Origin of the sequence: Olleya sp. AS48 (assembly GCF_038900355.1) — a bacterium.
Lineage (GTDB): Bacteria > Bacteroidota > Bacteroidia > Flavobacteriales > Flavobacteriaceae > Olleya.
Map to the genome: position 1 here is coordinate 146,641 of NZ_JBBMRD010000004.1, position 25,890 is coordinate 172,530.

Genomic DNA, 25,890 nt, shown 5'->3' on the forward strand with positions numbered 1-25,890 from the left:
ATAATAAATGCAATTGACAGCAAAACTATTGGCAATAAAAACTTATAATCTACTTTATATTTATTAAAAAAAAAATAGGCACTTATTATAATTAGTATTTTAAAAATAATACCATATCTGTAATAAGTAAGATTAGCAATGTCATGGGATACAAAAAGCTTTACAATAAAATCATATGTGAAAAAAAACAGTATACTATTTTTTAAAACAAAGTCTTCATTAAAAATTTTGTTAATAATTTTACCCATTATAAATACTAATATGTCTATTTACAAAACTTTCCCAGGACAGGCTTTGAGAGACTTTAATCACATTGTTTTTATATTGATCTATGTTGCTATTAACAAGTAAACAGGCGTCTGCAAAGTCCTTAGCATTATGGCTATTTGCTACCTGACCTACTTTATTAATATTTACATACATTTCTAATTGTCCTTTAGGAGGTACTACAACAGGCACACCGTAGGATCTAGCATCACTTACAGGTCCGCTGGCAGAAGGGAAACTATCACTATGTGTTGATAAAAAGATATCTGAAGCCTTAAAATTATCTTCATATTCTTTTAAACTCAAATATTTAAGTGTCTTAGTTACTCTATTTTCTATTTTAGCCTCTTTTATTAGGCTTTCAATTTCATCTATCTTATAATCGGATAAACTTCCTGCTATAACAAAATGAAAATTATCTGGTAATTGTTTAATGGTTTGAATTGCAACTTCAATTTTTTTGTCACGTCTTATCATTCCTAAAAATGAAATAATAGTTTTATCTAACGGTACTCCAAGTTCTGCTTTAAGCTTGTCTTTATCAATTTTTGAATACGCATTACTTGGGTAATCAATACCAGAAATTTTGTTTTTTAATTTTGGAAACGCTAAAACTAACCTATCCTTAATCCACTCTCCATGACATACAACATGAGTAGTTTTACTAAAACTTGCGTTTAGCATACTTTTTACTAGATACTTGTAGACCGATCCAATAGAGAATGATTGCAAATTAAAATCTGAAGCATGTAATGTGTAAACTAATTTTATAGGATTGTTTTTTAGTTTTTTAGCTAAATACCAATACGATATATATTCTGAATCAAGAATATGAACTACATCATAATTTTTAGTTTTTAAATGTTTTACTAAATCTTTATGAAATTTAATACCATTAGAAACCCTATCAAAACCCCTTTTTACCATACCCAATTTACCATACTTAGCATAGTTTTGCCTTGATAATTTAGAGAAGCTTAAATCACTTTTATGTATCCTATTTATATCAATATCAGTGTCTGCTAAAATAGCATCTTTAGGCACAAATACATCTGTATCAATAGTCTTTAGGTTTTTGTGTATTTTGTCTAAATACATCGTTCCATGACCTGAATTACTTACACTACCGCTTACTAATAAGACTTTCATGCTTTACTTTTTTTTGATTGAATAATAATGACTAACAGACAATAATACAAAAAATATTTTGCGGATGTCATACCCGAAGACACATTAAAGGGTACAAAATAAAATGCAGCAAAATATAGTAATACATTGTTTTTATTATTAATAATAGCTTTAACAAAAATGTATATTATGAATAAGAAAAACAGAATTCCAAAAAAGTAACCACAGGTTACAAAATATTCCAGAAAAAAGTTATGTGGCAGTAGTGAATCTTTATTTGGTGAAAAAGACAAATTAGGTAAAAAATTAATTTCTTGTATTAACTTTTCATAGATACTAAATCTAACTTGGACACTAGCTCCACCATCAGATTTAATAGCATAGGTCATCCTTTTTAAAGTTTCGATACCATTGTTATATGCAAAGGTTTCAATTTTTTTGAAAATATAATCCCAATTCAAATAAATTAATAACCCTATAAACGAGGCATACATAACACTTTTAAATCTTGAAGCTAAAAGGTATATCAATAATGTAAAAACTAGTCCAACAAGCGCTTGCCTAGAACCTGATAACAACAGTAAAAAAAACACAATCCCAATACACACCCATTTATACCATTTAGATTTGATACCAAAAAGTAAGATGGTTAAACCAGCCAATATATTGCCTACATGCTGATACCTGTTTTTAGATATTAATCCATTATAGTGCAAAAAGAAGATAAATAATCCTAGTATTATATAGGATAGCAATAGGTTTTTAAACGTTGTGTTAATGTCATGTTTATTAATCTCGCAATAAAAAATATAACTCATCGGAAAAAAAAACAGAAACAAATACATTGCTGATTTTACACGCACCTCAAAGTCTAAACCTATTAAACCTCCAATCAATAATAATGATGCTAACACACCTAAAAGCACGTAAAAGACAGAGGCTTTAAGGTTTATTATTAATTTTCTATTAAAAAAAATATAAACTAAAAAATATGAAACAGGAACAATGTAAGTGACAAAACTAAATCTAAAAGAAAAAGAGTATAAAAACAGTGTTAACACAAATATATTAACAAAAGACTTTTTAAATATGTTTTCTCTAAGAATACTAAAGAGCTTCATTTTTCTTCTTATTTATAACGTTAGTAATTATGTTTAGTAATTCTGGTTGTTGTTTAAAATACCAAACCACCAATAGCACAGATGCAATCATGGCAAATATAGCGTCTAGATAAACATTAGCAACTAGTAAAATAAGACTAATTGTTACGCTAAATATTAGTATTGGTTTATAAATATATTTAAGCCATTCAAACGGGTTTTTTACAACAATCTTAGCGGTAATAAAATTAAACATTGATGTTATAACTAATCCAATGTTTCCGATAATTACACCATAAAGTCCAAAGGATTGACCCAATAAATAAATACAGTACAATGCTAGAAAAGAGCCTAGTAACTGCCAAAGCCCAATATGTTTAGTCTTTTTAATTGCCATAAGGGTATAAAACCCTGGTATACTTAGGGAGTTAAATGCATAAATGACAATAGCTAACTGGAAAGCTAAAATGGAACCTGGATAAACTTCTAAATTAATATCCATAATATCTTTTAACAAAATCCTATATACAATAAGCATTAAAAGTGATGCAAAAAATATCAAGAAAGTATTAAACTGGATGGCGTGTTTATACTCTTTAACAAATTCATCCCTATGTGTTTTAACCTTGGTCCATAGCTCTGTAAGCTTAGGTATTATTGGTTGTAAACCAACAGTTGCGATAGAACTAATATAACTAGTAATAGAAATTATGGCAGCATAAATACCCAATATTTCTGGTGTTGTTATTTTACCAATAATTATTTTATCAAACTGAGTAAAAATAACACTTCCAAAATAACCAACCCATGTAGTCCCAGAATAACTTATAATGGATTTTGTAGTTTGATAGTCAAAATGCGGTTTTATTTTAAAAATATTCAGCTTTTTAGAGGCCAAATAAATGTAAGTTATCAAGGTTAAAATACTAATTAAAAACATATAAAATGTTAGGGTTACAAAGTCTTCTTCTAAAAAACTAAAAACTAGTAGTCCTACATTTATAACAAAAATATTAATAAACTTAATAATATTAACTATCAAAAATTGATTGTAAGCTTGTATAATACCCGAAAACAAATGTTGAATTAACATAATTGAAGAGTATAACCCAATCCACCTTAAGGCAATAATTATATCATCACTGACTAAACTACTGCTTAAAAAAATATGTGCAATTTCTGTTGTAAAAAACAAAAAAGATATCGCTACAATTGCACTAAGTACAATGTTAATTAAAAGCAAAACGGGTATTACCATTTTAGTTTTATGGTCTACCTCCTCTTTAGTTTCTAAAGCATTAATTTCTGACACAAAGTGCATTGTTGTGGACGCAATACCTACATCAAGCATTAAGGCTATGTTACCAATAGAAGTAATTAAAGCCCAGACACCAAATTTTTCGACACCCATATAATTAACCATCAATGGGATGGTAAAAAGAAACAGAATAGCTCTACCTGCTCCTCCAAATATATTATATAGATTATTTTTAATACTCATTATTTAATTTTTGAGAATTTGTAACGTAATAGTAGTACAATGAATTAAAGGCTGAAAAAAATATAATCCCGTTTAATCTTTCAAAAAACGTCTCTGTTAAAAACACCACCATTAATAGCATTAAGACAAAGAAATAAGCATAGTTTTTAGTTTTTATTGATAAAACCATATTGTTAATTATTAAAACTAAAAATGCAAAAAGCGTTACTAAACCACCAGACAACAATAGATAAAAATAGTTATTATGTGTGTTTAAATTATTGTCGTACAACCCCATAAACTCCATATCCAAATAGCAATTACTTAAGTTATAACTTACATCTCCAATTCCGTAGCCTAAAAATGGATTATTTAAAAACAAATTGGTATTACATTGGTTTATAAAATACCTGCCATCTATACCACTTGTAGACACCGTAGCATCCGTAAACCAAGCATACACTTTCTCTAATTGCAGTACAAGCCTATAATTTAAGGAGAAATTATTCATCAATAAATAGTAAAACCCAACTAAAAACGGAATACATAATAACAAAAATATAATTCTACCTTTTAGAGTTTTGGTTTTTATAAAAAGGTATATAGGGATAATGATAATATAAGAATATACTACTGCTCTAGAATTAAGCATAAATAAAAACAAACTAAGTACTATTATAATTGCTATTGCTGATGCTTTGTAAGCCTTTTTGGTTACAGCATAACAATACTCGATCAATAAGATTATACTAGTCAATATAAAAGCGCTAATATACGTTGGATGCCAATCCTTGTAAGTGCCCGTATTAATTATTGATCTAAAATCAAAATTAGTAGTAGCGACTTCTAAAATAGAGACATTTTCGGAAAGCTTAATGCACAAATAAAGAACCGACAACACATTAGCTAACACAAATAATTTGGCTAAAATAATTAGTTGCTTTTTTGTAAGATTAATGAAATAAAAAATAATTATTGGAAATAATACAAAGGATAATTGTCTGGTAATAATTTTAAACCCTGTGTTTTTATCCGATGTGTAAATTATAGAAACTACTAATAGTAAAAAAAACAAACTATTTATTACCAATCCTTTAATAGGGGCGTTTTTAATAGAATTAATTCCTGTTTTAAAATTTAATACGACACTAAAAATAAAAAAAAACAATATAATTTTAGAGTTTGTTTTTACCTCAAGCATTGGAAAAAACATCAATAAACAAATAAGCAGAAAAGAAATTTTCTGCTTATAATTATTAATTTGGAATAAAACTGATTTCATTTATTGTGCTGTTTTATTCTTTATAAAAAACTTCTAATTTAGGTCTACTATCCACATCTACATGATTACTAGAGCAAAATCGTATGCCTTTATAGGGCTTCTCTTCGCTCTCCAATCTAAAAATATACCCATAATTTGGATAGGTTTTATTAACTACATTTTTAACGTAATTAGTAACGTCTATTTTGTAGGGCTGCATTTTGTCTGTTGGTGCATCTATTAATATCTGATCGCTTTCCTCGCCTTCTGGTTGGTTCTCCCAATTAATATCTTTATTTATCCAAACCGATTTAGAACGTTGAATATAAAATGAATTTTTTTCTCCAAAATGTCCAGGTTCAATAGCTTTTAAATATATAAAAGCTGAGTCTATTTTTGCAGTTTGAGGAATTGAAGCAAATCCAAAACGAATTAAAAAACGACTATCATTATCTATCGTGTCTTGAACTGACAACGATAATAAATGTAATCTTTCTAAATGCGAATAGTTTCTAGTTTCATAGGCTTCTGAAATTACTACATCTTTACCCATCACTTCATCGGGTTGAAAAACAGCTTTTATTGTTTTGTCTTTATTACAAGAGCAAAAAAGTATAATAGTAAATAAAATTGTTGCTTTTAAAAACTTCATTTCTTCGAATTTATCTGTCGTTTTCTTGTTCTAAAAAAAATTGAAAGGTTTTTTCTAATCCTTCTTTTAAGTCTACGGAATGTTTCCATCCTAACTCGTGCATTTTAGAACTATCCATTAGCTTTCTAGGCATACCGTCTGGTTTTGTAGTGTCTTTAACTATTTGACCTTCAAATCCTGTAATTCCTTTAATTATTTCCGCCAATTCTATTATTTGAACATCCTCGTCCGAGCCAATATTGATGTGTTGGTTTTCGTTATAGTTATTCATTAAAAATAAACAAGCACTTGCTGCATCATCAACATACATAAACTCTCTTTTAGCACTTCCTGTACCCCACATTACAACCTCAGCATCGTTGTTTACTTTGGCAGTGTGAAACTTTCTTAAAAGCGCTCCTATAACATGGGAATGTGCTGGGTCAAAATTATCGTTTTCGCCATATAGATTAGGTGGCATTGCAGATATAAAATTTGTCCCGTATTGCTTATTATAATATTCGCATAGTTTTATTCCTGCTATTTTTCCTAAAGCATATCCCTCATTAGTTGGTTCTAATTTACCATCTAAAAGATACTCTTCTTTCATTGGTTGTTGTGATAACCTTGGATATATACAAGAACTTCCTAAAAATAATAATTTAGAGACTTTGTTTTGGTATGCTGCATCAATGATATTGGAATTAATCATTAAATTATCATACAAAAATTCGGCTGGTCTTTCAATATTTGCTCCGATACCACCAACTTTTGCAGCAACAAGAAATACGTATTCTGGTTTTTCGGTTTTAAAAAAACTATTAACCGCTTCTTGATTTTTTAAATCTAATTCAAAAGATCGTCTAAAAACAAGGTTGTGATAACCGTCTTTTTTTAGAGCTCTTACAACAGCAGAGCCCAGCATACCATTATGTCCAGCTACATATATCTTAGCGTCTTTATGCATTTGAAAAAGATTTAAGGCAACTTATTAAACGGTCTACATGCTCTTTATTATCCTTTGAATGATTACCTACAAAAAAGGCTTCGTCATGGATGTAATCAGCATTTTCTAATGTATTATGTACACTATAATCTAAATACTCGACTGCTTTATTTCTAACAAAGTTACCCGCAACTACTGGTCTTGCGTCAATATTATTTTGATCCAAAAGCTTAACTAATTGGCTTCGTTTACCTTTGTTTTTTCCTTCTAAAATTATTGCAAATCCAAACCAAGAACTGTCCTCTGTTTCTTGTTGAAATCTATAACCCTCTAAATCGTTAATTTGAGATTTAAAGTATTTAGCATTTTCGCGTCTTTGTGCAATAATACCATCTAATTTTTTTAATTGCTCAATACCTAAAGCGCCTTCCATTTCGATTGGTCTTAGGTTATATCCAGGCATTATAAAGTTGAAACTCTCGTAAAAAGCATCTTCTTTTTTCTTGTAAATTTTACTGTCTTTTGGAAGGTTTCTAGTCCAACCATGAGCTCTAATAGACAACATGTAATGATAAAGCTCTTCATTATCAGTTACGGTTACCCCACCTTCCATTGTACAAAGGTGGTGAGAGTAAAAGGTAGAAAAGGTTCCCATTTCTCCAATTGTTCCAGCTGCTTTACCTTTATAAAAGGCACCCATAGACTCACAATTATCTTCTAACAGAATTAAATTGTGTTTTTTGCAAATGCTATTTAAGGCGTCAAAATCGTTTGGGTTACCAAGTAAGTTTACTGCAAAAATTGCTTTTGTATTAGGCGTTATTGCAGCTTCTACTTGGGTAACATCCATGTTTAAAGTTTTTGCATCTATGTCGATAAACTTTAATTTTAAATTGTGTTGGGATAATGGAAAATAGGTTGTACTCCAAGATACCGCTGGTACTAGAACCTCATCACCTGCGTTTAGTTTTTTTGAATAGACTAAAGCTGCGATTGCTAATAAATTAGCTGATGATCCAGAATTAGACATCACAGCATATTTTGAATTGAATTTTTTAGCAAAATCCTGTTCAAAAGCTTTTACTTTTTCTCCCATTGAAAAGAATCCAGATGCTATAACTTCGTTTAAAGCTTCAAACTCTTTATTGTCCCAAGTATTATCAGATAAGGTATATCTCATTATAGAAAATTTTTAATCAAATGATTTTTTAATTGTGTGTTCTTTTTTAGCTAATTGAAGGTCATGTTTCATCATGATTTTAACTAACACTTCGATTGATGTTTTGCTAGAGTTCCATCCTAATAATTTATTAGCTTTTGATGGATCACCCAATAAGGTTTCAACTTCTGCAGGTCTAAAGTATTTTGGATCTACTTCAATTAATACTTTACCAGTTTTTTTACATTTTCCTATTTCCTCTACACCTTTACCTTCCCATACAATTTCAATTCCAACTTCTTTAAAAGATAATTCACTAAAGTATCTAATTGAATATTGCTTTCCAGTTGCAATGACAAAATCTTCTGGCTCTGGATGTTGTAACATTAACCACATACACTCTACGTAGTCTTTAGCATAACCCCAATCTCTTAAAGAGTCTAAATTTCCTAAATATAATTTATCTTGAGTTCCTTCAGCAATCCTAGAGGCTGCAAGGGTGATTTTTCTAGTTACAAATGTTTCACCACGTCTTTCAGATTCATGATTAAACAAGATACCATTAACAGCATACATCCCGTAAGATTCTCTGTAGTTTTTAGTAATCCAATAAGCATACATTTTTGCTACTCCGTATGGAGATCTTGGATAAAAAGGAGTTGTCTCTTTTTGAGGAATTTCTTGTACTTTTCCATAAAGTTCGGAAGTAGAAGCTTGATAGATTCTGGTTTTCTTTTCTAATTCGCAAATCCTAACAGCTTCTAATAAACTTAACGTCCCTAAAGCATCGGTTTTAGCTGTATATTCTGGCAAATCAAAAGACACTTTAACGTGTGATTGTGCAGCTAGATTATAGATTTCATCCGGTTCAATTTGCTTAACTAATCTAATTAAGTTTGAAGTATCCGTCATGTCACCATAATGAAGTGTTATTTTTCTATTAGAATGAAGGTCTCTAATTAACTCATCAATATACAGATGTTCTATTCTTTCTGTATTAAAAGAAGAACTCCTTCTAATAACACCATGTACTTCGTAACCTTTTTCAATTAATAACTCCGCTAAAAATGATCCATCTTGACCTGTTATCCCTGTTATTAGTGCTTTTTTTTGTTGCATTTTATTTCCGTTTTTTAACTAATTGGTTATCAACTTACCATAAGATGGGTCAAAGATATTGATTTTAAAGCGAAAACCAATTATTAGTGATTTTTGTTTAAACTTTAATTATAGTATAATCTAACGTTTAGATTATCTAAATTAAGTGGTCGTTTTAAATAACACACTACACTTTTTGCTTTTATACATATGTTGCAATAATTAATTCCAAAAATTGATGGTTGATAAAATTAAAAATTATTTAAATGATTTTTTAAACTTTTTTCCCAATCTAAAACCTTTAAATCAAAGGTGTCTATTATTTTTGTTTTATCCATTACACTGTACTTTGGTCTAAGTGCTTTGGTTACATACTCCAAAGAACTTACTGGTATAAGTTTGATTTTGGTATTAGTTAATTCAAATATCTTATTCGCAAAATTAAACCACGTTGTTTCACCTAAGTTACTAAAATGATATAGCCCAAATGCTTTTTTATCGCTATTAATTACCTTTACAATAGCTTCTGATAAATCGTTTGCATTTGTAGGAGTCCCTTTTTGATCATTAACAATACTTAATTCACTTCTTTTTGATGCTAGATTTAGCATCGTTTTTACAAAATTATTTTTAAATTCAGAATATAACCAAGAGGTTCTAATTACATAATAGTCGCTTAATATAGATTGAATTTCATGTTCTCCTTGCAATTTAGTCGTCCCGTAAACACCTAAAGGGTTTGTTGTATCTGTTTCTTTGTATGGCGTTTCCGCTTTACCGTTAAAAACAAAATCTGTTGAAATATGAATTAAAATTACTTTAAATTTTTTAGAGGCTTCAGCTAAATTTTTAGCCCCTAAAGTATTTATATTATAAGCTATATCACTTTCGTCTTCTGCTTGGTCAACTGCTGTATATGCAGCACAATTAATACAGTAATCAAAGTTGTTTTCACTAAAAACTTTATTAATCTGGTTGACATTAGTAACATCTAACCTTTTACTATCTAAAAAAACAAAATTTAAAGTGTCTTGTTCTTTAGATTTTATTTTTAAACATGATCCTAGTTGTCCGTTTGAACCTGTTACAAGGATTTTTTTCATTTGTAAAGTGTTTTTATAGTTGGAAGAATCTTATCTTTTTCTGAAACTATAAATTGATCAGGACTAAGTTTCCAATCTATATTTAAGTCTTTATCATTGTATATTATACCGTTTTCAGAGTCTTTATTATATACATTATCACATTTATAATTAAATACTGCTGTCTGACTAAGTACTATATAACCATGTGCAAATCCTCTGGGTACAAAAAGTTGTTTTTTATTATCCGAAGATAACTCAACAGCTATATGTTGTAAAAAGGTTTCAGAATCTGGTCGTAAATCTACTGCTACGTCCAATACTAAGCCTTGTGTTACCCTAACTAATTTAGCTTGGGCAAATTCACCTTCTTGAAAATGAAGCCCTCTTAACGCTCCTTTATTAGAAAAAGCCTCGTTGTCTTGAATAAAATCAATTGCTTTACCAATTAAAGATTCAAATTTACTTTTATTATAGCTTTCGAAAAAATAGCCTCGAGTATCACCAAAAATGGTTGGTTCAAAAATGAAACAATCTTTAAGTTTTGTTTTAACAATATTCATTTATTATTGATTTACTAAACTAATTAAATGCTCACCATAACCACTTTTTAGTAATGGTGTTGCTAAATCTATTAATTGTTGTTTAGAAATAAAACCACTGCTATATGCAGCCTCTTCTATTGCTCCTATTTTTAAACCTTGACGTTCTTCTATCACTTGAACAAACTGCGATGCTTGCATCAACGAGTTAAATGTACCTGTATCCAACCAAGCGGTACCCTTATCCAGAATAGATACTTGTAATTTACCCTGTTCTAGATATGCTTTATTTACATCTGTAATTTCCAATTCACCTCTATGACTTGGTTTTATGTTTTCTGCAATTTGGATTACAGTGTTATCGTAAAAATAAATTCCGGGAACTGCGTAATTTGATTTTGGTTTTTCTGGTTTCTCCTCAATGGATAATGCTTTACCTTCTTGATCAAAGTTTACAACTCCGTAACGTTCTGGGTCTGTAACATGATAAGCATACACAATACCACCATCTGGATTAATATTTGATTTTAATAAATCCGATAGACCTGTTCCATAAAATATATTATCTCCTAATATTAATGCTACTTTATCTTTTCCGATAAAATTTTTCCCTATAATAAAAGCTTCGGCTAATCCGTTAGGAGCCTTTTGCACTTCATATTCAAAATTGCATCCTAATTGGCTACCATCACCTAACAATTGTTTAAATAAAGGCAAATGGTCTGGTGTAGATATAATTAAAATTTCTCTTATACCTGCATGGATTAACGTGGATAAAGGATAATATATCATTGGTTTATCATAAATAGGCATTAATTGCTTACTTAATACTTTGGTTAAAGGATGTAACCTTGTACCTGATCCACCTGCTAATATAATTCCTTTCATTAATGATAATTTATTAACTATTATATTTTTTTAAATACCAGTCAATGGTTTTTCTAATTCCAGACTCAAAATTCTCGTCTGCTTTCCAGCCTAGATCGTTTTCAATTTTTGTAGCATCAATAGCATATCTTAAATCGTGACCTGGTCTATCTTTTACAAAGGTAATTTGCTCTTTATAAGATTTATTTTCTGGCTTAATATTGTCCAAAATTGAACATATAGTATCCACAATAGTTAAATTGTTACGCTCATTTCTACCTCCTATATTGTAAGTCTCACCAGATTTACCTTGTGTAAAAACTAAAGCAATACCTTTACAGTGGTCTAGGACATACAACCAGTCTCTAATATTTTTACCATCTCCATAGATAGGAATATTTTCTCCTGAAAGCGCTTTTCTAATTATTGTTGGAATTAATTTTTCATTGTGTTGTTTAGGTCCATAATTATTGGAACAATTTGTTGTAACAACATTAAGGCCATATGTATGAAAATAGCTTCTAACTATAAAATCTGAGGCTGCTTTTGAGGCGCTATACGGACTATTAGGTGCGTATGGTGTTTCCTCTTTAAATAAACCTGTATCACCCAAAGAGCCATAAACCTCATCCGTAGATATATGATGAAATCTATTATTTTCTTTTCCTTTTTTAAATTGAAAAGGAGCTGACATCCAATAAGATTTTGCTACATCTATTAAATTAAAGGTTCCTGTAATATTAGTATCTATAAAAGCACCTGGATTAGTAATTGAATTATCTACATGAGATTCTGCTGCAAAATGTATAACACCATCAAATTGATGCTTATCAAACAACTGCTCAATTAAACCTCTATCGCAAATGTCACCTTTTATAAAAGTATAATTAGGATTATTTTCAACTTCATCTAAATTAGTCAAATCACCAGCATAGGTTAAGTTGTCTAAATTTACCAGATTTACGTTAGGGTTTTCATTTAAATAATACGATATAAAATTAGAACCAATAAAACCTGCTCCTCCAGTAACAAGTATGGTTTTATTCTTCATAATTTAAAGTATAGACAATTATTTTTCTAATCATAAAAAATAATATCAGTATTACTAAAGATAGTATTGGGAAAATAATTGAATATTTTTCTTTCCAATGACTTGATATGTTACCGACTTCCTGAAAGCTAGATATTACCTCAAATACAACATCTTCTTCTATTTTTTGTTCCTCTAACTTCTTTAACTCGTTTCTTATTCTTTGTTCTTCTTGTAATAGCTCGTATTCTCTAGTTTTTTGACCATCACTACCTGATATAGATATGTCGCCAATTTTAAAGCTTTTTTCTTTATTGTTAGATTCTCTCTCTATTACATTAATATAAATATTTTGTAAATCTTTTACTTGTTGTAATTGATCTTCAAGATTTTCTTTTTGAATATTAATTAAATCATCACGCCTTTTCATGGCTTTGTTTGAATAATTATTTACAAAAGAAGTTAATATACCATCTTCCAAATCTTTAAATACGTTAGCTCTTGAAGCATATGCCTTAATTAAAAAGAACTTTCCGGCATACTCACTTCTATTACTAATAAAGTCCTCATAAGAATATTCTTGAGCTCTGACACTGTCTAATTGCGCTATAAAATTCTCATATTGCAACAGCTTGTCATTTTCTGTTTCAGGTCCAGGCTCTATACTAAATCCATTAATGGCACTTACTGTCTCTTTATCAATCTTAAATATTTTTTGTAATGATTGCGTGTCACCACTAGCTATTAATGCGTTAAAATAATCAATATTATTAACCAATTGAAACTTAGAATTAAAATAAGGCTCTACCAACATCTCTGCTTGAAAAGCAGTAGGTTTAGTTTTCTCTAAAGCATATCCAATGACAGCAGCTAATAGCACAATGCCTAAAATAATTTTCCATTTGGTAATAAAAAACCTAAGCGTAAAAATTAATACTGAAAATATATATTTAAGTATCCTAAATATATTGTTTAATAATTTATTAAAAGCATTACCTATTAGGTTAAAAAAAACAACTAAATCTTCTTCTTCGTTATTTGATTTTATTTCTTTATTATTTTCACTCATTGTAAAATGTTGTACTATTTAACACCTATTTATAATTGACTACATGCTTATAAAACTTTATAAAAGAGCCTACCAAAGCTAGTAAAACTAATGCTATAAGCGGGAATATTATTTTATACTTTTTATACCAAATGTTTTCTAAAAGTCCTTTTTCTTTAAATGAAGAAATTTTTTCAAATATTTCGTCATTAACTACCAGCTCTTTTTTAAGTCCATTTAACTGTTTTAAGATATCCAATTCTTTTGTTAATAATTGGTCCTCTTTTGTTTCTGTTTTCTCTACTTGAAAACCTAAAGAGCTGCCTAGATTAGAAGATACTATATTTTTTTCTGATTCTTTTTGTAGTACATCTAAGTAAGCGTCTTTCATCTTTCTAACTTCAACTAAAGATAACTCTAAGTTTTCTTTTTCTAAAATTAAAACAGAGTCTCTTTTTTTCTTTTCTATATCAGAAAACACGTTGTTTATAGATTTAGACAAACCACCTTCCAACTTTTTAAATATCTTATAATTGTGGGAACGCGCTCTTAACAAAAACACATTGGCAGTATAAATATTTCTATTATCTATATAGTCTTCAAAAGTAATTTTAGTCTTTGTTGTACTATCTAAGGTTTTTAAAAACCCATTAAAGCTTTCTAATTGTTCATTTTTTGACTCTGGACCTATCTCTGCTTCAAAACCTATAAGAGATTTTGCTTCTGTTTCATTTATTCCAAACTGGGATATTAATTCTTCTGTGTCTCCAACTGCAATCAACGAGTTGTAATATTTTATACTGTTAATCAATTCATATTTTGATTGAAATTTAGGTACTACAAACATTTCAGAATAATACACCTTTTCTTTTTGTGTATCTAATACATAACCTATAATTATTGCCACAACAGCAACTGCAAGTATAATTTTAATATTAATAAATATAGCTCTAATTAATGCTATAAACAGACCATAAATACCCACAAAAATTGATTTTATAAAAACCAATAATTTATTAATCGTATTTCCAATTAAATTGAAAAAAACAATTAAATCCACGTCGTCCTTATTGTTTTTTTCAGGTTGTAATTCGTTACTCATACTTTTTATATATTTAATTAAATATTTGTTGTAAAATTTTCCTAGTAATTAAATAGGTTGGTTTCACACCTGAAGTACCTAGTCCTCCAGAAGCTAATGTTCCACCAGATTCCAATGGATTATCACTAGCATAGTATGCGTATCTTACTTTTACGTTTGGATTTATACTACCTCTAACTTTAGATGCTGCTTGTATTGCTTTTTGATAATGCGCACCTTCCATTTCAAGTCCAATTACATTCCAGGTAGAATTATAAAAAAACTTTAAGATATCCTTATTTTGAAGTGATGTTCCTAAAACGGTAATCATACTTCCTTCATATACTGCAACACCTTGATTTTCTAGATCAGATTTGTTTAACTCATTTTCAAAAGGATAATTATCTGCTGTTCCTTCAAAAATATGTGCAGAAGGTATCATTATGTCTCCTTTTGAGCCTTCTAATATACCTGCTTTACCCATTATTGAGATAGACTCAATATTTAGATGTGTTTTAGTGTCTCCTTCTCTAAACGGTTTTAAAAACTCGTCAATTGTTTCATACGCTTGTTCTCCAAAAGCATAATCCATAACAAAAAGCACAGGTGCTTCAGAATTTTTATCTTGTTTTGGTAAGTTTAAGTCTGTCTTTGATAAGTCAAGCTTAGCAGTATCAAAAATCTGAACATCTATATTGGTTCCAGAAGTGTCTGGAATAAAAATCATACCTTGTTGCAACGCCTTTTGGGTGACCTTGTTACGCAACGCTTTATTATCGCTTTGGCTTAAGGCTTCGTACACTTTAAAAATTTCGGTTTTAGAGGTTTCGGCTTTTAATGCAATTGGAGAGTATAGTGTATTCATGACACTATGTAAATTGGCACTAATAATATGGATTGGTCTTTCTAAAAGACTTTCTTTTTTAAGTGTATTTTTTATCGTGTTAGCCCAGATTTCACCATGGATATGGTGACCTAATCGTTCTCTTAACACTGGACTAAATGTTACAGTACGTTTATTATTATTAACAACCTCATCAATTGCTAATTTACCTAACCAATATACAATATGTAATAAACGCTCTGGTTTATTTGGCAATGCAAAAACGTTATAAACGGTAGACAGTTCTTTAAACGTGCGTCCTAAAATATTTGCGGTATGCGTGATAGCAATTTCACGTTCTTTTTGCGTTAATTTTTTCTTGTTTAATACTGCTGCTTCTAGCTTTTGCCAATCTCTTGTAGTTGCGCCATTTTCATCAATAATAACTCGCTTACTAATTTTATGGGATTCGACAAATAAAAAGGTTAAATGCGTTAATATATCATAAATCTCAGAGCGACCTCTAGTGATTTCAATATTCATTTGCTCATCATCAATACGATAGCAGTTTCTTCTTCGTTTTGGCGGAATTATAGCTTCAAAATGAGAATCCTTATAGCCTTCATCACTAGTTAGATTAATAAATCGACACTCTTCAATTCCATGAGGCAATCTATCAATTACGTAAAGTAACCCTTCAAGCTCCGCTTTTTCTTCAGATATAGACCCATAAATTTCTGGTCTAAGCACTAATAATGCTTCACGAAGTGTCTCTCCAGACACACCCATTGGTTTATAAAACCCTCTATTAAACAAGTGACGCATCGTAATATACATACGTTCTATTGCATTTGAGCTTTCTTGAGCTCTCGTTCTTTCATGTTGTTTTATCATACTACTCATGTAATGTATTTAATGGCCAAAGATAATATTATTTAGCTAAAATATGTGGTTTTAAAGCGTCAGCTATTTTGCGGTCATTAGCTAGACGTGGTATTTTATTTTGACCTCCTAATTTACCAATAGATTTCATGTAATTTTGAAATCCATTTTTATTAACCTTACTAATTTTTAAAGGTTGTAATACTTTTCCCTCTATCAAATCTAAGTAATAACTGTTTTGTTTTTGCAACGAAGCGTCTATTTTTTTTGCTAAAGCAGAAATGTCTTTTGGTGCGTTTTCAAATTCTACAAACCATTCATGATATGGTAATCCTATTTCTGGATTAATTTGTGGCGCAACTGTAAACTCATTTATTCTTATATCTGTCCCTTGTGTAGCCTCTTTCATGGCTTGTTCCACCTCTTTACCAATAACATGTTCTCCAAAAGCCGAAATAAAATGTTTTATTCTACCAGATACAATAACTCTATAGGGTTTTGTGTCTGTAAACATTATAGTATCTCCAATATTATAAGCCCATAAACCAGCATTAGTGGATATAATCATGACATAATTAACGCCAACCTCCACATCTTTAATCGTAATACGTTTTGGATTTTTATCAAAAAACTGGTCAGCTTTTACAAACTCGTAAAACATTCCAGAATCAAGTTGCAATAACATTCCTTTCTCATTTTGTTTGTCCTGAAAAGCAAAAAATCCTTCACTTGCTGGATACAATTCAATACTATCTACTTTTCGACCTATTAAGTTTTCAAATTTTGCACGATAAGGTTCATAGTTAACACCTCCAAAAATAAATAGGTTGAAATTTTTAAATATGTCTCCTACATTTTTACCTGTTTTTTGTTGCAGTTTTTCAAAATACATTTGTACCCACGAAGGAATTCCGGATATTATTGACATATCTTGATTAACTGTCTCCTCGACTATTGCTTCTACTTTAGTTTCCCAATCCTCAATACAATTAGTTTCCCATGATGGCATTCTATTTTTTTGAAGATATTTAGGGACAAAATGCGCTACAATACCAGATAGTCGACCTAGTTGTATCCCATTTTGTTCTTTTAAAACTGGGCTTCCTTGTAAAAAAATCATTTTTCCGTCTACAAATTTGGCGTTTCCTGTTTCATGAATGTAAAGCAAAATAGCATTTCTAGCTGCGTTTACATGGTTTGGCATACTGTCTTTAGTTAACGGAATATATTTTGCGCCTGAAGTTGTACCTGAAGTTTTTGCAAAATATAATGGTTTTCCTGGCCATAAAATATTCTCTTGACCAGCCACAACCTTGTCGATATAAGGTTTAAGGTCTTCATAATCCCTAATTGGTACACGTTTTACAAAGTCTTGATAATTATTAATACTAATAAAATCGTGATCAATACCAAAGGTTGTACTTGAGGCTTGGCTAATAAGATCTTTAAACACTTTATCTTGTGTCGGAATTGGGTTATTGGCCCATTTTTGCACTTTTTTATAAATGCGTTTTGCAAATGGTTTAGCTAAAGCTGCTTTAATTGATGGCATTATTTAAAATCTATAAAATTAGTTGGGTTTACTGGATAACCGTCACTCCATAATTCAAAATGAAGGTGTGGACCTGTAGATAACTCGCCTGTATTTCCTGCTGTAGCAATCACTTCTCCTGCTTTAACCAAATCGCCTTGCGCTTTAGTTAAGGAAGCGTTGTGTTTGTATACAGATATTAGACCTTGACTATGTTCGATTATAATAACGTGACCAGTTTGAGCAGTCCACTCGGCAAAAATTACAGTTCCATCTGCAGTAGATTTTATAGGCGTGTCTTTAGCAACGACAACATCCACAGCGTAGTGTTTAGTTTTAACGTTATAGTTTTCGCTAATTGTACCATTTACTGGTGGAAATAAAACAAAATTTGCTTTGGAAGTAGCGGTTTCAAACAAGCTATATTTATCTTCTTTATCTACTTTTTGTCTAAGGATCGAATCTTCTTTAATTGGATTTAAATCAACTTGACTGGCTTCTAATTTAGCAGCCTGTATTATAGAATCTTTATTAAACTTAACCGTACTTACTTCGCCTTGTAATACTTGTTTTATAGACGCAAAATATTTTTCGTTTAAATCAATCGTACGTTGTAAAGAATCTGTTTGAAAACTTAATTTAACAGCTTTCTTTTTAAGTGTTGTGGATGAATATCCTGGAATATATTCCTTTAAGGGTGTAAAAGCTATTAAAATGGTGGTTAAAACAATTAATAAAATAGCAGATATTGTTCCAAGTATAAACACGTTTAAACGCGTCAAATTAAGTGAAAGGCGTTCTTCAAAAGTATCATCGTTTAAAATAACTAAACGATACTTGTGAAGTAGTTTCTTCTTAATTTTTTTAGATTTTTTTTCAGATTTTACCATATTAAAAACAAAAGTAAATAAAAAATTGTGCTAACATCTTTAGCTAAAGCTAAAGTTAGTGTTTTAACGTTATTATTAAAGTTTAATTATTAACTTTGTGGTCTAAATTTTTAGTTATGATTTCAGCAAGTATATTTTTAGGTATGATTGGACCTTGGCAAATCGCAATTGTAGTGGTTTTGGTTTTATTATTATTTGGAGGAAAGAAAATTCCAGAATTAATGCGTGGACTAGGTAGCGGAATTAAAGAGTTTAAAGACGCTAGCAAAGAAGAAAACGAAGAGAAAAAGTAAATTTTACTTTATCATATAAAAAAAACCCAATGCAATGCTTGGGTTTTTTTTATGACTTAAAACTGCTTTAGTTAATTTTCAAGGATTTAATAATAGACTCTAGCTCTAATATATAATCACGCTTATTAACTGATGGTGCAAAGGTAAAACCTTCTAATACTACATAACGGTTATTAATTTTATCTTCTACCATGTAGTTAACAAATGGTCCTGCATTATATGTGCCTTCAATATCCCAAGTGCTTCTTACTTCATATGTTGGTTTATTATCAATTATAGTTGTGAATAGAAAGGGTGTGTAAGCTTCTTCGGTTTTCATGTATGAGCCATCTATTGGTCCAGGAATATACTTTTTACCAACACTATCTCTAATAGTTATAATTTGCTGTGTAATATCTCCTTCTTTATCTATAGCATCTAATGGTACTTGGTACACCATAAAATTATTAGTTCCTGTTGTTAAATTTTTTCTAACCCAGAAAAAATCACCATCCTCTTTAGCTATTCTGTAGATAGATGGAAACTTAACCGAGATTCCTAATTTTTTTTCTATGTTATTATTTGTATGCAGTGAGTTGTTTGTCAACGTTTGACGTGCTTCAATTTCTTGGTTTTTAAACGTATCTAAAATTTTATCTTTATTAGACTTTAAAACCTCAATAATTTTGCTGTCATTTGGTCCTGATACAACTACTACCTTTTGAGGTTGTGCATACGCATCTGTAGCTATTTTAATCTCAGACTTTTCGCTTTGTTCTATTTTTAAAACAATTCTATTTTTTGCAGCAAATCCAGAGAATACTTGTGGCGGAATTTGATTAATATCAAACATAGGCTCTGGTTGTGGTAATCCAGGTACTACAGTAGTTAATACGTCTCTAATAGCGTCTCCAACATTACCTTTCCATAACTCGTTATCTACAACAACACTAACGTTATATAAGTTTCCTGAAGATTTTGGGACCATACGCTGGTTTTGTTTTGTCCCTTCGTTGCACGATAATATTGTGCATACTAATACAATTAATACAGCTAATTTTTTCATTTTATTATGCTATTTAAATGATTACTTACCCTTTAGAAACTAAAAGTTTCATTCCTGGTTTTAATTTAGTACCACTAATATCGTTCCAATCTTTAATATTTTGGACAGAAATACCAGAAAACTTTTGAGAGATACTCCATAGACTATCGCCTTGTTGCACAGTATATGTTTTTCCGTTTACTGGCTTAGTACTTTTTTTAGCCGAAGCTACAGCTTTAGATTGGCTTACTGGCACTCCGTTTCTAGGATATATGGTTAATCGCTGACCTATTTTAAGGTTATTATTGCGCATCCCATTCCATTGTTTAATTTGACTTACTCTAACGCCAAATTTTCTGGCTATTTTACCTAAATAATCTCCTTGTTTTACCCTATATCGTGTTTTGGTATCAGAATCCTGAAATTGAGGTAGTGGTTTTTCTCGTTTATCCAATTCTGCTTTTGCATGAGCATACAATTGGTCCTCATTATTTACAAAAGCTCCAATAATATTTCGTGGTAAACGTAATGTGTAATTTTTACCTTTTATATAAGGTATAACATCTAATTTGTATGCTGGATTTAAAAACTGAAGCGTCTCTATCTCTACACCTGTATACTCTGACACTTGGTCTAGAGTAATCATTTGTTTAACGTGAATTGTATCTGTTTCTATTAAATGAAACTCTGGTTTATGTTGTACAAAGCCATGCTCCTTTGCATATTCAAAAATATACATAGTGGCTAAAAAAGCTGGCACATAACCAGCAGTTTCTCTAGGTAAATTAGGTCTAATATTCCAATAGTTTTGATAACCACCAGAGCGTCTAATAGCCTTGCTAACGTTACCTGGACCAGAATTATATGCAGCTAATGCTAAATCCCAATCTCCAAATAATTTATATAATTTTGATAAATATTGTGAAGCAGCAATAGTCGCTTTAATCGGATCACTGCGCTCATCCACATAACTACTTACATCCAAACCATATTCCTTACCTGTTGCAAACATAAACTGCCATAAACCGGTTGCTCCAACTCTAGATCTAGCTCTTGGTTTTAAAGCAGACTCTACAATTGCTAAATATTTCATTTCTAAAGGAATGTCGTAATTATCAAGTTCGCGCTCAAACATAGGGAAGTAATAATTACTTAAACCCATTAAACGCTCAAATGATTGATGACGATTTTTTAAAAAGGACTTAATAACGCTTTCTAAACCAGGATTATATTCAACATTAAAAGGGGTTCTTGCGTTTAAGCGAGAAAGTCTAGCTTTTAAAGTATCTGTAGTTAACTCTGGATAATATACTGCATCATATTTTAATCCTGAAACATCTCTATAAATAGTATCATAAAGTGTGTTACTGTATAACTCTTCAAGCCATTTTTTATCAATTTTAGAAGCAAATTCATGATCTTCTAAAACCTGTGGTAAAGGTTGTAATCCCTCTACTGTTTTTTTAAAGTAAGCTTGACCATCGATTATTGTATCAATAACGTAGTTTTCTCCTTCTATCAGTTTATCCTGAGTTAATCTTGTTTGCGCTTGTAATGAGTCTTGAGCCACACTAAATGTAAAGCCAAATAGGATTAATAAAAAGGAAATATATGTTTTTAAATGCTGCATTTATTATTTGTTTGATTTTATGCTGTAACGTTTACTTTTAGTCTAAAATTGCAGCAATTCCTGGAAGAGTTTTACCTTCTAAACTTTCTAGCATTGCTCCTCCTCCTGTACTTACGTAACTTACTTTGTTTTCAAAACCAAATTGCTTAACTGCAGCAACAGAGTCACCACCTCCAACTAAAGAGAATGCTCCATTTTTAGTAGCTTCTGCAATGGAGTTACCTAACTCTATCGTTCCGTTTGCAAAATTTTCCATTTCAAAAACACCTAAAGGACCATTCCAAAGTATTGTTTTGCATTGCATTACTACATCATGGAATATAGCTTTGGATTTTGGACCAGCATCTAAACCTTGCCATCCGTCAGGTATTTTATTAACATCCACAACTTGGGTGTCTGCATCGTTGCTAAACGCATTTGCTGCCAAAACATCTACTGGTAAATGTATCTGTACGTTTTTTGCTTTAGCTTGTTTTAAAATGTCTAATGCTAAGTCCATTTTATCATCTTCGCAAATAGAATCTCCAACACTACCGCCTTGTGCCTTAACAAAGGTAAAGGTCATACCTCCTCCAATAATTAAGTGATCTACTTTGTCTAAAATGTTTTCTATTATAGTAATTTTAGAGGATACTTTTGCACCTCCAAGCACTGCTAATACTGGTTTTTCGCCAGTTTTCATTACTTTATCAATACTTTTAATTTCTTGCTCTAATAAGTATCCAAAACATTTTTTTTCTGGAAAAAACTGTGCGATTATTGTTGTAGACGCATGCGCTCTGTGTGCTGTACCAAACGCATCATTTACATAAATGTCTCCTAGTTTGGCTAGTTTTTCCGCGAAAGCGACATCGCCTTTAGACTCTTCTTCATGAAAACGTAAATTTTCTAAAATAAGTATTTTTCCTGGTTCAAGGTTAGCTGCTGCTTTTTCTGCAGCTTCACCTACACAGTCCGAAACAAACTGAGTCTCGACACCAATAATATCTTCTACTTTATTTGCTATGTGTTTTAACGAAAACTCTTCTTGAGCACCTTTTGGTCTTCCTAAATGAGACATTAAAATACAACTTCCACCATCTTCTAATATTTTGATTATGGTTGGTTTTGCTGCTTGAATTCTGGTAGCATCTGTAACATTAAAGTCCGCGTCTAAAGGAACATTAAAGTCTACACGGATTAAGGCTTTTTTGTTTTTAAAATTAAAGTCGTTAAGTGTTTTCATTTATTTGCTATGTTTTTAGTTTAGGTTTGCTTTTAAAACCCAAGTATCTCTATATCTGTAATTTGTTTTTAAATCTTCTGCCATTTTAAAGGCTTCTTCTGCGGTATCTCCTCTAAATAAATAGACGTAATTCCAACTGTTTTTAGGGTTAATAAACGCTTTTGCTGTATACCCTTTGTTAATTAAATAATCTGTCCATTTTCTTGCTCTCATGTTTTCTGCAAAGACACCTGCTATAACATAATAGCCACCTTCTATTCCTGCAATAGTTGTCGCTTTTTTATTTTTTAAATATTTAAAAGCTTTGGACTTTAATCCACGTTTTGTGTAACTATATGGTTGACGTTTCTTTTTAGTATTATAACTTGGTACTGTTTCTGGTTGTGATCTTACAATCTCTGGAGATACATTAGCTGTTTGGCTTGCACTTGGGTTATTATCTTGTACAATGTCGTCAAAATAATTTTGAGCTATTTCTGTTTGAAATGCTGTAAAATACAGGTAAAATCTATCTGCTTGTGTCTTTAATCTAAGCGTTGTTTGACTTGTACTATTATTAATTATTGCATTGTTATAATTAGGAATATCAAGTTGTGCAATATCAAATCCAAGCGTATTCTCACTATTAGGTAGTCGATCCCTATTTTTTATACTATTATTAGTAATTGAACTATTAAAAAAGTTTTGTTGATAACGTGCTCCATTACTTAATGATTGGAAACTACCATCACGCTGTTTTATGATTGCAAAATCATCACCTTCTAATGCGGAATCTCCTTCCAAAGCAGATAGTATTACCGATGTTTTTACATTTCCTTTTTCTACGGATTTAAAATTTTTAAATTCTAAATCCAAAGGTTCTTGCTTATTAATTAAAGCAAAACCATGGTACGTTGATATGTATCTTGGATTGTCTGTAGGTGATTGGTATACTACATATAACATCCAACCTGCTGCACTACCACCAGACAAATAGCCTTCTGTAGCTTTTACATTAGCAACGACATAATCGCCTGATTTGTTTTCTGCTTGTTTTAATAACGATGTTACGTCTGCATAACACACATAAGGTGCATTAATGGCGTGTGTTGGATCTGTAGACCCATCATATATTACTTCTCCTGTTAAATCCTGATACTCTTGATTAGGTAATTTAAATTTAATCTGATTAATTACTGCAGATCGCTCTCCACTTCCACGATAATCGTAATTACCTTTTTGTTCTTTACGTGTTCCTTTTTCATAGGCATAGGTTGCTGACCAATATAAACCTGCATATGCTATTTTTTTAAAGTCCTCTGGTAAGGTTAGCGTTGCTTGGCTAGAGCTAAAAGTTTCGGTGTCTCTGTCAATATCAACATAACGCATTTTAGTGTCGTCGTTATTAACTGTTAAATCATTAAAAGCATCTTTATCATCCTCACTTAAAATGTTATTACCAATTACCGCAGTATCTCCAAAAATGTAGAATTCGTTTAATGATTTAAATTCAAGACCTCCATTGGTGACTGAATTTACTTGTTCAGTTTCTTGCGCAATAACATGGTAAGATCCTGTTATAATAAAAAGTAAGCCAAATAACTTTTTCATTTTAAAGATGTAGAACAATTAATAATCCTCAAATATATACAAATACTGCCATACTTTAAATTTGTTACGTTAAAATCAATTTTTAATAAAAATAGTTTTTCAATAATAGGAAAACTATATTTGCCTATGCTTTTCAGTGATATTTTAGGATTAAATCATATTAAAAAACACTTAACCACAAGTGCTAATAATGGTCGTATACCACATGCTCAACTTTTTGTTGGACCTGAGGGTTCCGGAACTTTGCCTATGGCTATTGCTTATGCACAATATATTTTGTGTAAAAATACTTTGGGTGAAAACACAGGAGAAAACGAAGTTTGTAATTTAAAATTTAATAATTTTTCTCACCCAGATTTACACTTTGCGTTTCCTGTTACCACTACAGATAAGGTTAAAAAACATCCTGTTTCTTCTTATTTTTTAGAAGAATGGAGGCAATTACTTAAAGAACAACCTTACGGAAACTTATTCGATTGGTACAGACTATTAGGTGTTGACAATAAACAAGGTCAAATAGGTGTAGATGAAGCTTTAGATATTGTAAAAGCGTTGAGTTTAAAATCTTACGAAGGTGGTTATAAAGTCATGCTAATTTGGATGGCTGAAAAAATGAATACACAAGCTGCTAACAAGCTGCTTAAATTAATTGAAGAGCCACCAAACAACACCGTTTTTATTTTAATCGCAGAAGAGGAAGAACAGATTATTAACACCATAAGATCGCGTTGTCAAATTTTACATTTTCCACCATTAGCCGAAGACGATATTAAATTGGGAGTTATTAAACAATTTAATCTGGATGATGCTACTGCTACAAAAATAGCACACCAAGCGGATGGAAATTATAATAAAGCGTGTGATTTAGTCTATCATGATAGTGAAGATGACCAATTTGAGCAATGGTTTATTTTTTGGATTCGTGCTGCTTTTAAAGCTAAAGGAAATAAAGGTGCAATCCATGATTTAATTGGTTGGAGCGAAGACATTGCTAAAACTGGACGAGAAACACAAAAACAGTTTTTAAATTTTTGCTTAGATTTTTTCAGACAAGCCATGTTACTAAATTATGGTGCTGAAGAATTAGTTTACTTTGAAACTAAAAGCAAAAATTTTGATATAGCTAAGTTTGCTCCTTTTATTCATAATAATAATATAATGGATATTTCCAACGAGTTAAACGATGCTATTTACCATATAGAACGTAACGGAAATTCTAAAATAATACTAACAGACTTAAGTATTAAGCTAACACGATTACTACACGCTAAACAAGACTAAA

The 25,890-nt window shown here is 30.6% G+C and carries 23 protein-coding genes; 2 read left to right on the plus strand and 21 right to left on the minus strand.

Annotation, left to right across the window (positions count from 1 at the left end; translation table 11 throughout):
- Nucleotides 1-240 precede the first annotated feature (240 nt).
- From WNY60_RS06895 to WNY60_RS06975, 17 genes are all read right to left on the minus strand, one after another.
- On the minus strand, nt 241-1,416 hold the full coding sequence (locus WNY60_RS06895) for a glycosyltransferase family 4 protein (RefSeq protein WP_342861940.1): 1,176 nt from the start codon (nt 1,414-1,416) through the stop codon (nt 241-243).
- On the minus strand, nt 1,413-2,516 hold the full coding sequence (locus WNY60_RS06900; protein WP_339807503.1) for a hypothetical protein: 1,104 nt from the start codon (nt 2,514-2,516) through the stop codon (nt 1,413-1,415). Before WNY60_RS06900 ends, WNY60_RS06895 begins: the two co-directional genes overlap by 4 nt.
- Nucleotides 2,503-3,996, minus strand: a complete 1,494-nt coding sequence (locus tag WNY60_RS06905) for an oligosaccharide flippase family protein (RefSeq protein WP_342861942.1) — start codon at nt 3,994-3,996, stop codon at nt 2,503-2,505. Before WNY60_RS06905 ends, WNY60_RS06900 begins: the two co-directional genes overlap by 14 nt.
- On the minus strand, nt 3,986-5,257 hold the full coding sequence (locus WNY60_RS06910) for an O-antigen ligase family protein (RefSeq protein WP_342861943.1): 1,272 nt from the start codon (nt 5,255-5,257) through the stop codon (nt 3,986-3,988). Before WNY60_RS06910 ends, WNY60_RS06905 begins: the two co-directional genes overlap by 11 nt.
- A gap of 13 nt (nt 5,258-5,270) precedes the next feature.
- A complete protein-coding gene (locus WNY60_RS06915) occupies nt 5,271-5,888 on the minus strand; it encodes a DNRLRE domain-containing protein (RefSeq protein ID WP_339807500.1) in 618 nt (205 codons plus the stop codon).
- A gap of 10 nt (nt 5,889-5,898) precedes the next feature.
- The gene (locus WNY60_RS06920; RefSeq protein ID WP_145004911.1) at nt 5,899-6,834 is read right to left on the minus strand and encodes a GDP-L-fucose synthase; all 936 of its coding nucleotides are present in this window, start codon (nt 6,832-6,834) and stop codon (nt 5,899-5,901) included.
- Nucleotides 6,827-7,993, minus strand: coding sequence for a DegT/DnrJ/EryC1/StrS family aminotransferase (locus WNY60_RS06925; RefSeq protein ID WP_145004914.1), 1,167 nt, complete (start codon nt 7,991-7,993; stop codon nt 6,827-6,829). The genes WNY60_RS06920 and WNY60_RS06925 overlap by 8 nt, the downstream gene beginning before the upstream one ends.
- 12 nt (nt 7,994-8,005) lie before the next feature.
- Entirely contained in the window at nt 8,006-9,091 is a 1,086-nt protein-coding gene (gene gmd, locus WNY60_RS06930) for a GDP-mannose 4,6-dehydratase (RefSeq protein ID WP_145004917.1), read from the minus strand.
- A gap of 230 nt (nt 9,092-9,321) precedes the next feature.
- A complete protein-coding gene (gene rfbD / locus WNY60_RS06935) occupies nt 9,322-10,173 on the minus strand; it encodes a dTDP-4-dehydrorhamnose reductase (RefSeq protein WP_342861944.1) in 852 nt (283 codons plus the stop codon).
- The gene (gene rfbC, locus WNY60_RS06940) at nt 10,170-10,715 is read right to left on the minus strand and encodes a dTDP-4-dehydrorhamnose 3,5-epimerase (RefSeq protein ID WP_342861945.1); all 546 of its coding nucleotides are present in this window, start codon (nt 10,713-10,715) and stop codon (nt 10,170-10,172) included. The genes rfbD and rfbC overlap by 4 nt, the downstream gene beginning before the upstream one ends.
- 3 nt (nt 10,716-10,718) lie before the next feature.
- Nucleotides 10,719-11,582, minus strand: a complete 864-nt coding sequence (rfbA, locus tag WNY60_RS06945; RefSeq protein WP_342861947.1) for a glucose-1-phosphate thymidylyltransferase RfbA — start codon at nt 11,580-11,582, stop codon at nt 10,719-10,721.
- A gap of 13 nt (nt 11,583-11,595) precedes the next feature.
- A complete protein-coding gene (gene rfbB, locus WNY60_RS06950) occupies nt 11,596-12,612 on the minus strand; it encodes a dTDP-glucose 4,6-dehydratase (protein WP_342861948.1) in 1,017 nt (338 codons plus the stop codon).
- Complete coding sequence (locus tag WNY60_RS06955; protein WP_145004932.1) at nt 12,602-13,660, minus strand: hypothetical protein; 1,059 nt, start codon at nt 13,658-13,660, stop codon at nt 12,602-12,604. The genes rfbB and WNY60_RS06955 overlap by 11 nt, the downstream gene beginning before the upstream one ends.
- A 25-nt stretch (nt 13,661-13,685) precedes the next feature.
- Nucleotides 13,686-14,741 (minus strand): hypothetical protein, encoded by a 1,056-nt coding sequence (locus WNY60_RS06960; protein WP_342861949.1) that lies wholly within the window; start codon nt 14,739-14,741, stop codon nt 13,686-13,688.
- 13 nt (nt 14,742-14,754) lie between these two features.
- Nucleotides 14,755-16,446, minus strand: a complete 1,692-nt coding sequence (locus tag WNY60_RS06965; RefSeq protein ID WP_342861950.1) for a hypothetical protein — start codon at nt 16,444-16,446, stop codon at nt 14,755-14,757.
- Nucleotides 16,447-16,474: 28 nt separating this feature from the next.
- On the minus strand, nt 16,475-17,977 hold the full coding sequence (locus tag WNY60_RS06970) for a GH3 auxin-responsive promoter family protein (protein WP_342861951.1): 1,503 nt from the start codon (nt 17,975-17,977) through the stop codon (nt 16,475-16,477).
- Nucleotides 17,977-18,846: a M23 family metallopeptidase gene (locus WNY60_RS06975; RefSeq protein ID WP_145004945.1), complete on the minus strand. Its 870-nt coding sequence runs from the start codon at nt 18,844-18,846 to the stop codon at nt 17,977-17,979. The genes WNY60_RS06970 and WNY60_RS06975 overlap by 1 nt, the downstream gene beginning before the upstream one ends.
- Nucleotides 18,847-18,962: 116 nt before the next feature.
- On the opposite strand from WNY60_RS06975, the gene tatA reads away from it, so the two are divergent.
- Nucleotides 18,963-19,139 (plus strand): twin-arginine translocase TatA/TatE family subunit, encoded by a 177-nt coding sequence (gene tatA / locus WNY60_RS06980; RefSeq protein ID WP_341587815.1) that lies wholly within the window; start codon nt 18,963-18,965, stop codon nt 19,137-19,139.
- A gap of 67 nt (nt 19,140-19,206) precedes the next feature.
- Here tatA and WNY60_RS06985 read toward each other — a convergent pair whose 3' ends face one another.
- The 4 genes from WNY60_RS06985 to WNY60_RS07000 are packed head-to-tail and all read right to left on the minus strand — an operon-like array spanning nt 19,207 to nt 24,608.
- Nucleotides 19,207-20,184 (minus strand): DUF4837 family protein, encoded by a 978-nt coding sequence (locus tag WNY60_RS06985; protein WP_145004951.1) that lies wholly within the window; start codon nt 20,182-20,184, stop codon nt 19,207-19,209.
- A 25-nt stretch (nt 20,185-20,209) separates the two neighbouring features.
- Nucleotides 20,210-21,793 (minus strand): LysM peptidoglycan-binding domain-containing protein, encoded by a 1,584-nt coding sequence (locus WNY60_RS06990; protein WP_342861952.1) that lies wholly within the window; start codon nt 21,791-21,793, stop codon nt 20,210-20,212.
- A 37-nt stretch (nt 21,794-21,830) separates the two neighbouring features.
- Nucleotides 21,831-23,018 (minus strand): phosphoglycerate kinase, encoded by a 1,188-nt coding sequence (locus tag WNY60_RS06995; RefSeq protein WP_145004957.1) that lies wholly within the window; start codon nt 23,016-23,018, stop codon nt 21,831-21,833.
- A gap of 15 nt (nt 23,019-23,033) precedes the next feature.
- The gene (locus tag WNY60_RS07000; protein ID WP_145004960.1) at nt 23,034-24,608 is read right to left on the minus strand and encodes an SPOR domain-containing protein; all 1,575 of its coding nucleotides are present in this window, start codon (nt 24,606-24,608) and stop codon (nt 23,034-23,036) included.
- A gap of 126 nt (nt 24,609-24,734) precedes the next feature.
- Here WNY60_RS07000 and WNY60_RS07005 point away from each other — a divergent pair, with 126 nt between their 5' ends.
- A complete protein-coding gene (locus WNY60_RS07005; RefSeq protein ID WP_342861953.1) occupies nt 24,735-25,889 on the plus strand; it encodes a DNA polymerase III subunit delta' in 1,155 nt (384 codons plus the stop codon).
- Nucleotide 25,890: the final 1 nt, after the last annotated feature.

Excerpts from the sequence above, each read along its gene's own strand:
- WNY60_RS07005 (WP_342861953.1), top strand. The coding sequence starts at position 24,735 with ATGCTTTTCAGTGATATTTTAGGATTAAATCATATTAAAAAACACTTA.
- WNY60_RS06905 (WP_342861942.1), bottom strand. The coding sequence starts at position 3,996 with ATGAGTATTAAAAATAATCTATATAATATATTTGGAGGAGCAGGTAGA.
- WNY60_RS06895 (WP_342861940.1), bottom strand. The coding sequence starts at position 1,416 with ATGAAAGTCTTATTAGTAAGCGGTAGTGTAAGTAATTCAGGTCATGGA.
- rfbB (WP_342861948.1), bottom strand. The coding sequence starts at position 12,612 with ATGAAGAATAAAACCATACTTGTTACTGGAGGAGCAGGTTTTATTGGT.
- WNY60_RS06910 (WP_342861943.1), bottom strand. The coding sequence starts at position 5,257 with ATGAAATCAGTTTTATTCCAAATTAATAATTATAAGCAGAAAATTTCT.
- WNY60_RS06920 (WP_145004911.1), bottom strand. The coding sequence starts at position 6,834 with ATGCATAAAGACGCTAAGATATATGTAGCTGGACATAATGGTATGCTG.
- WNY60_RS06960 (WP_342861949.1), bottom strand. The coding sequence starts at position 14,741 with ATGAGTAACGAATTACAACCTGAAAAAAACAATAAGGACGACGTGGAT.
- WNY60_RS06995 (WP_145004957.1), bottom strand. The coding sequence starts at position 23,018 with ATGAAAACACTTAACGACTTTAATTTTAAAAACAAAAAAGCCTTAATC.
- WNY60_RS07000 (WP_145004960.1), bottom strand. The coding sequence starts at position 24,608 with ATGAAAAAGTTATTTGGCTTACTTTTTATTATAACAGGATCTTACCAT.
- WNY60_RS06970 (WP_342861951.1), bottom strand. The coding sequence starts at position 17,977 with ATGCCATCAATTAAAGCAGCTTTAGCTAAACCATTTGCAAAACGCATT.
- rfbD (WP_342861944.1), bottom strand. The coding sequence starts at position 10,173 with ATGAAAAAAATCCTTGTAACAGGTTCAAACGGACAACTAGGATCATGT.
- WNY60_RS06900 (WP_339807503.1), bottom strand. The coding sequence starts at position 2,516 with ATGAAGCTCTTTAGTATTCTTAGAGAAAACATATTTAAAAAGTCTTTT.
- WNY60_RS06915 (WP_339807500.1), bottom strand. The coding sequence starts at position 5,888 with ATGAAGTTTTTAAAAGCAACAATTTTATTTACTATTATACTTTTTTGC.
- rfbA (WP_342861947.1), bottom strand. The coding sequence starts at position 11,582 with ATGAAAGGAATTATATTAGCAGGTGGATCAGGTACAAGGTTACATCCT.
- gmd (WP_145004917.1), bottom strand. The coding sequence starts at position 9,091 with ATGCAACAAAAAAAAGCACTAATAACAGGGATAACAGGTCAAGATGGA.
- WNY60_RS06975 (WP_145004945.1), bottom strand. The coding sequence starts at position 18,846 with ATGGTAAAATCTGAAAAAAAATCTAAAAAAATTAAGAAGAAACTACTT.
- WNY60_RS06990 (WP_342861952.1), bottom strand. The coding sequence starts at position 21,793 with ATGCAGCATTTAAAAACATATATTTCCTTTTTATTAATCCTATTTGGC.
- WNY60_RS06925 (WP_145004914.1), bottom strand. The coding sequence starts at position 7,993 with ATGAGATATACCTTATCTGATAATACTTGGGACAATAAAGAGTTTGAA.
- WNY60_RS06965 (WP_342861950.1), bottom strand. The coding sequence starts at position 16,446 with ATGAGTAGTATGATAAAACAACATGAAAGAACGAGAGCTCAAGAAAGC.
- rfbC (WP_342861945.1), bottom strand. The coding sequence starts at position 10,715 with ATGAATATTGTTAAAACAAAACTTAAAGATTGTTTCATTTTTGAACCA.
- tatA (WP_341587815.1), top strand. The coding sequence starts at position 18,963 with ATGATTTCAGCAAGTATATTTTTAGGTATGATTGGACCTTGGCAAATC.
- WNY60_RS06985 (WP_145004951.1), bottom strand. The coding sequence starts at position 20,184 with ATGAAAAAATTAGCTGTATTAATTGTATTAGTATGCACAATATTATCG.
- WNY60_RS06955 (WP_145004932.1), bottom strand. The coding sequence starts at position 13,660 with ATGAGTGAAAATAATAAAGAAATAAAATCAAATAACGAAGAAGAAGAT.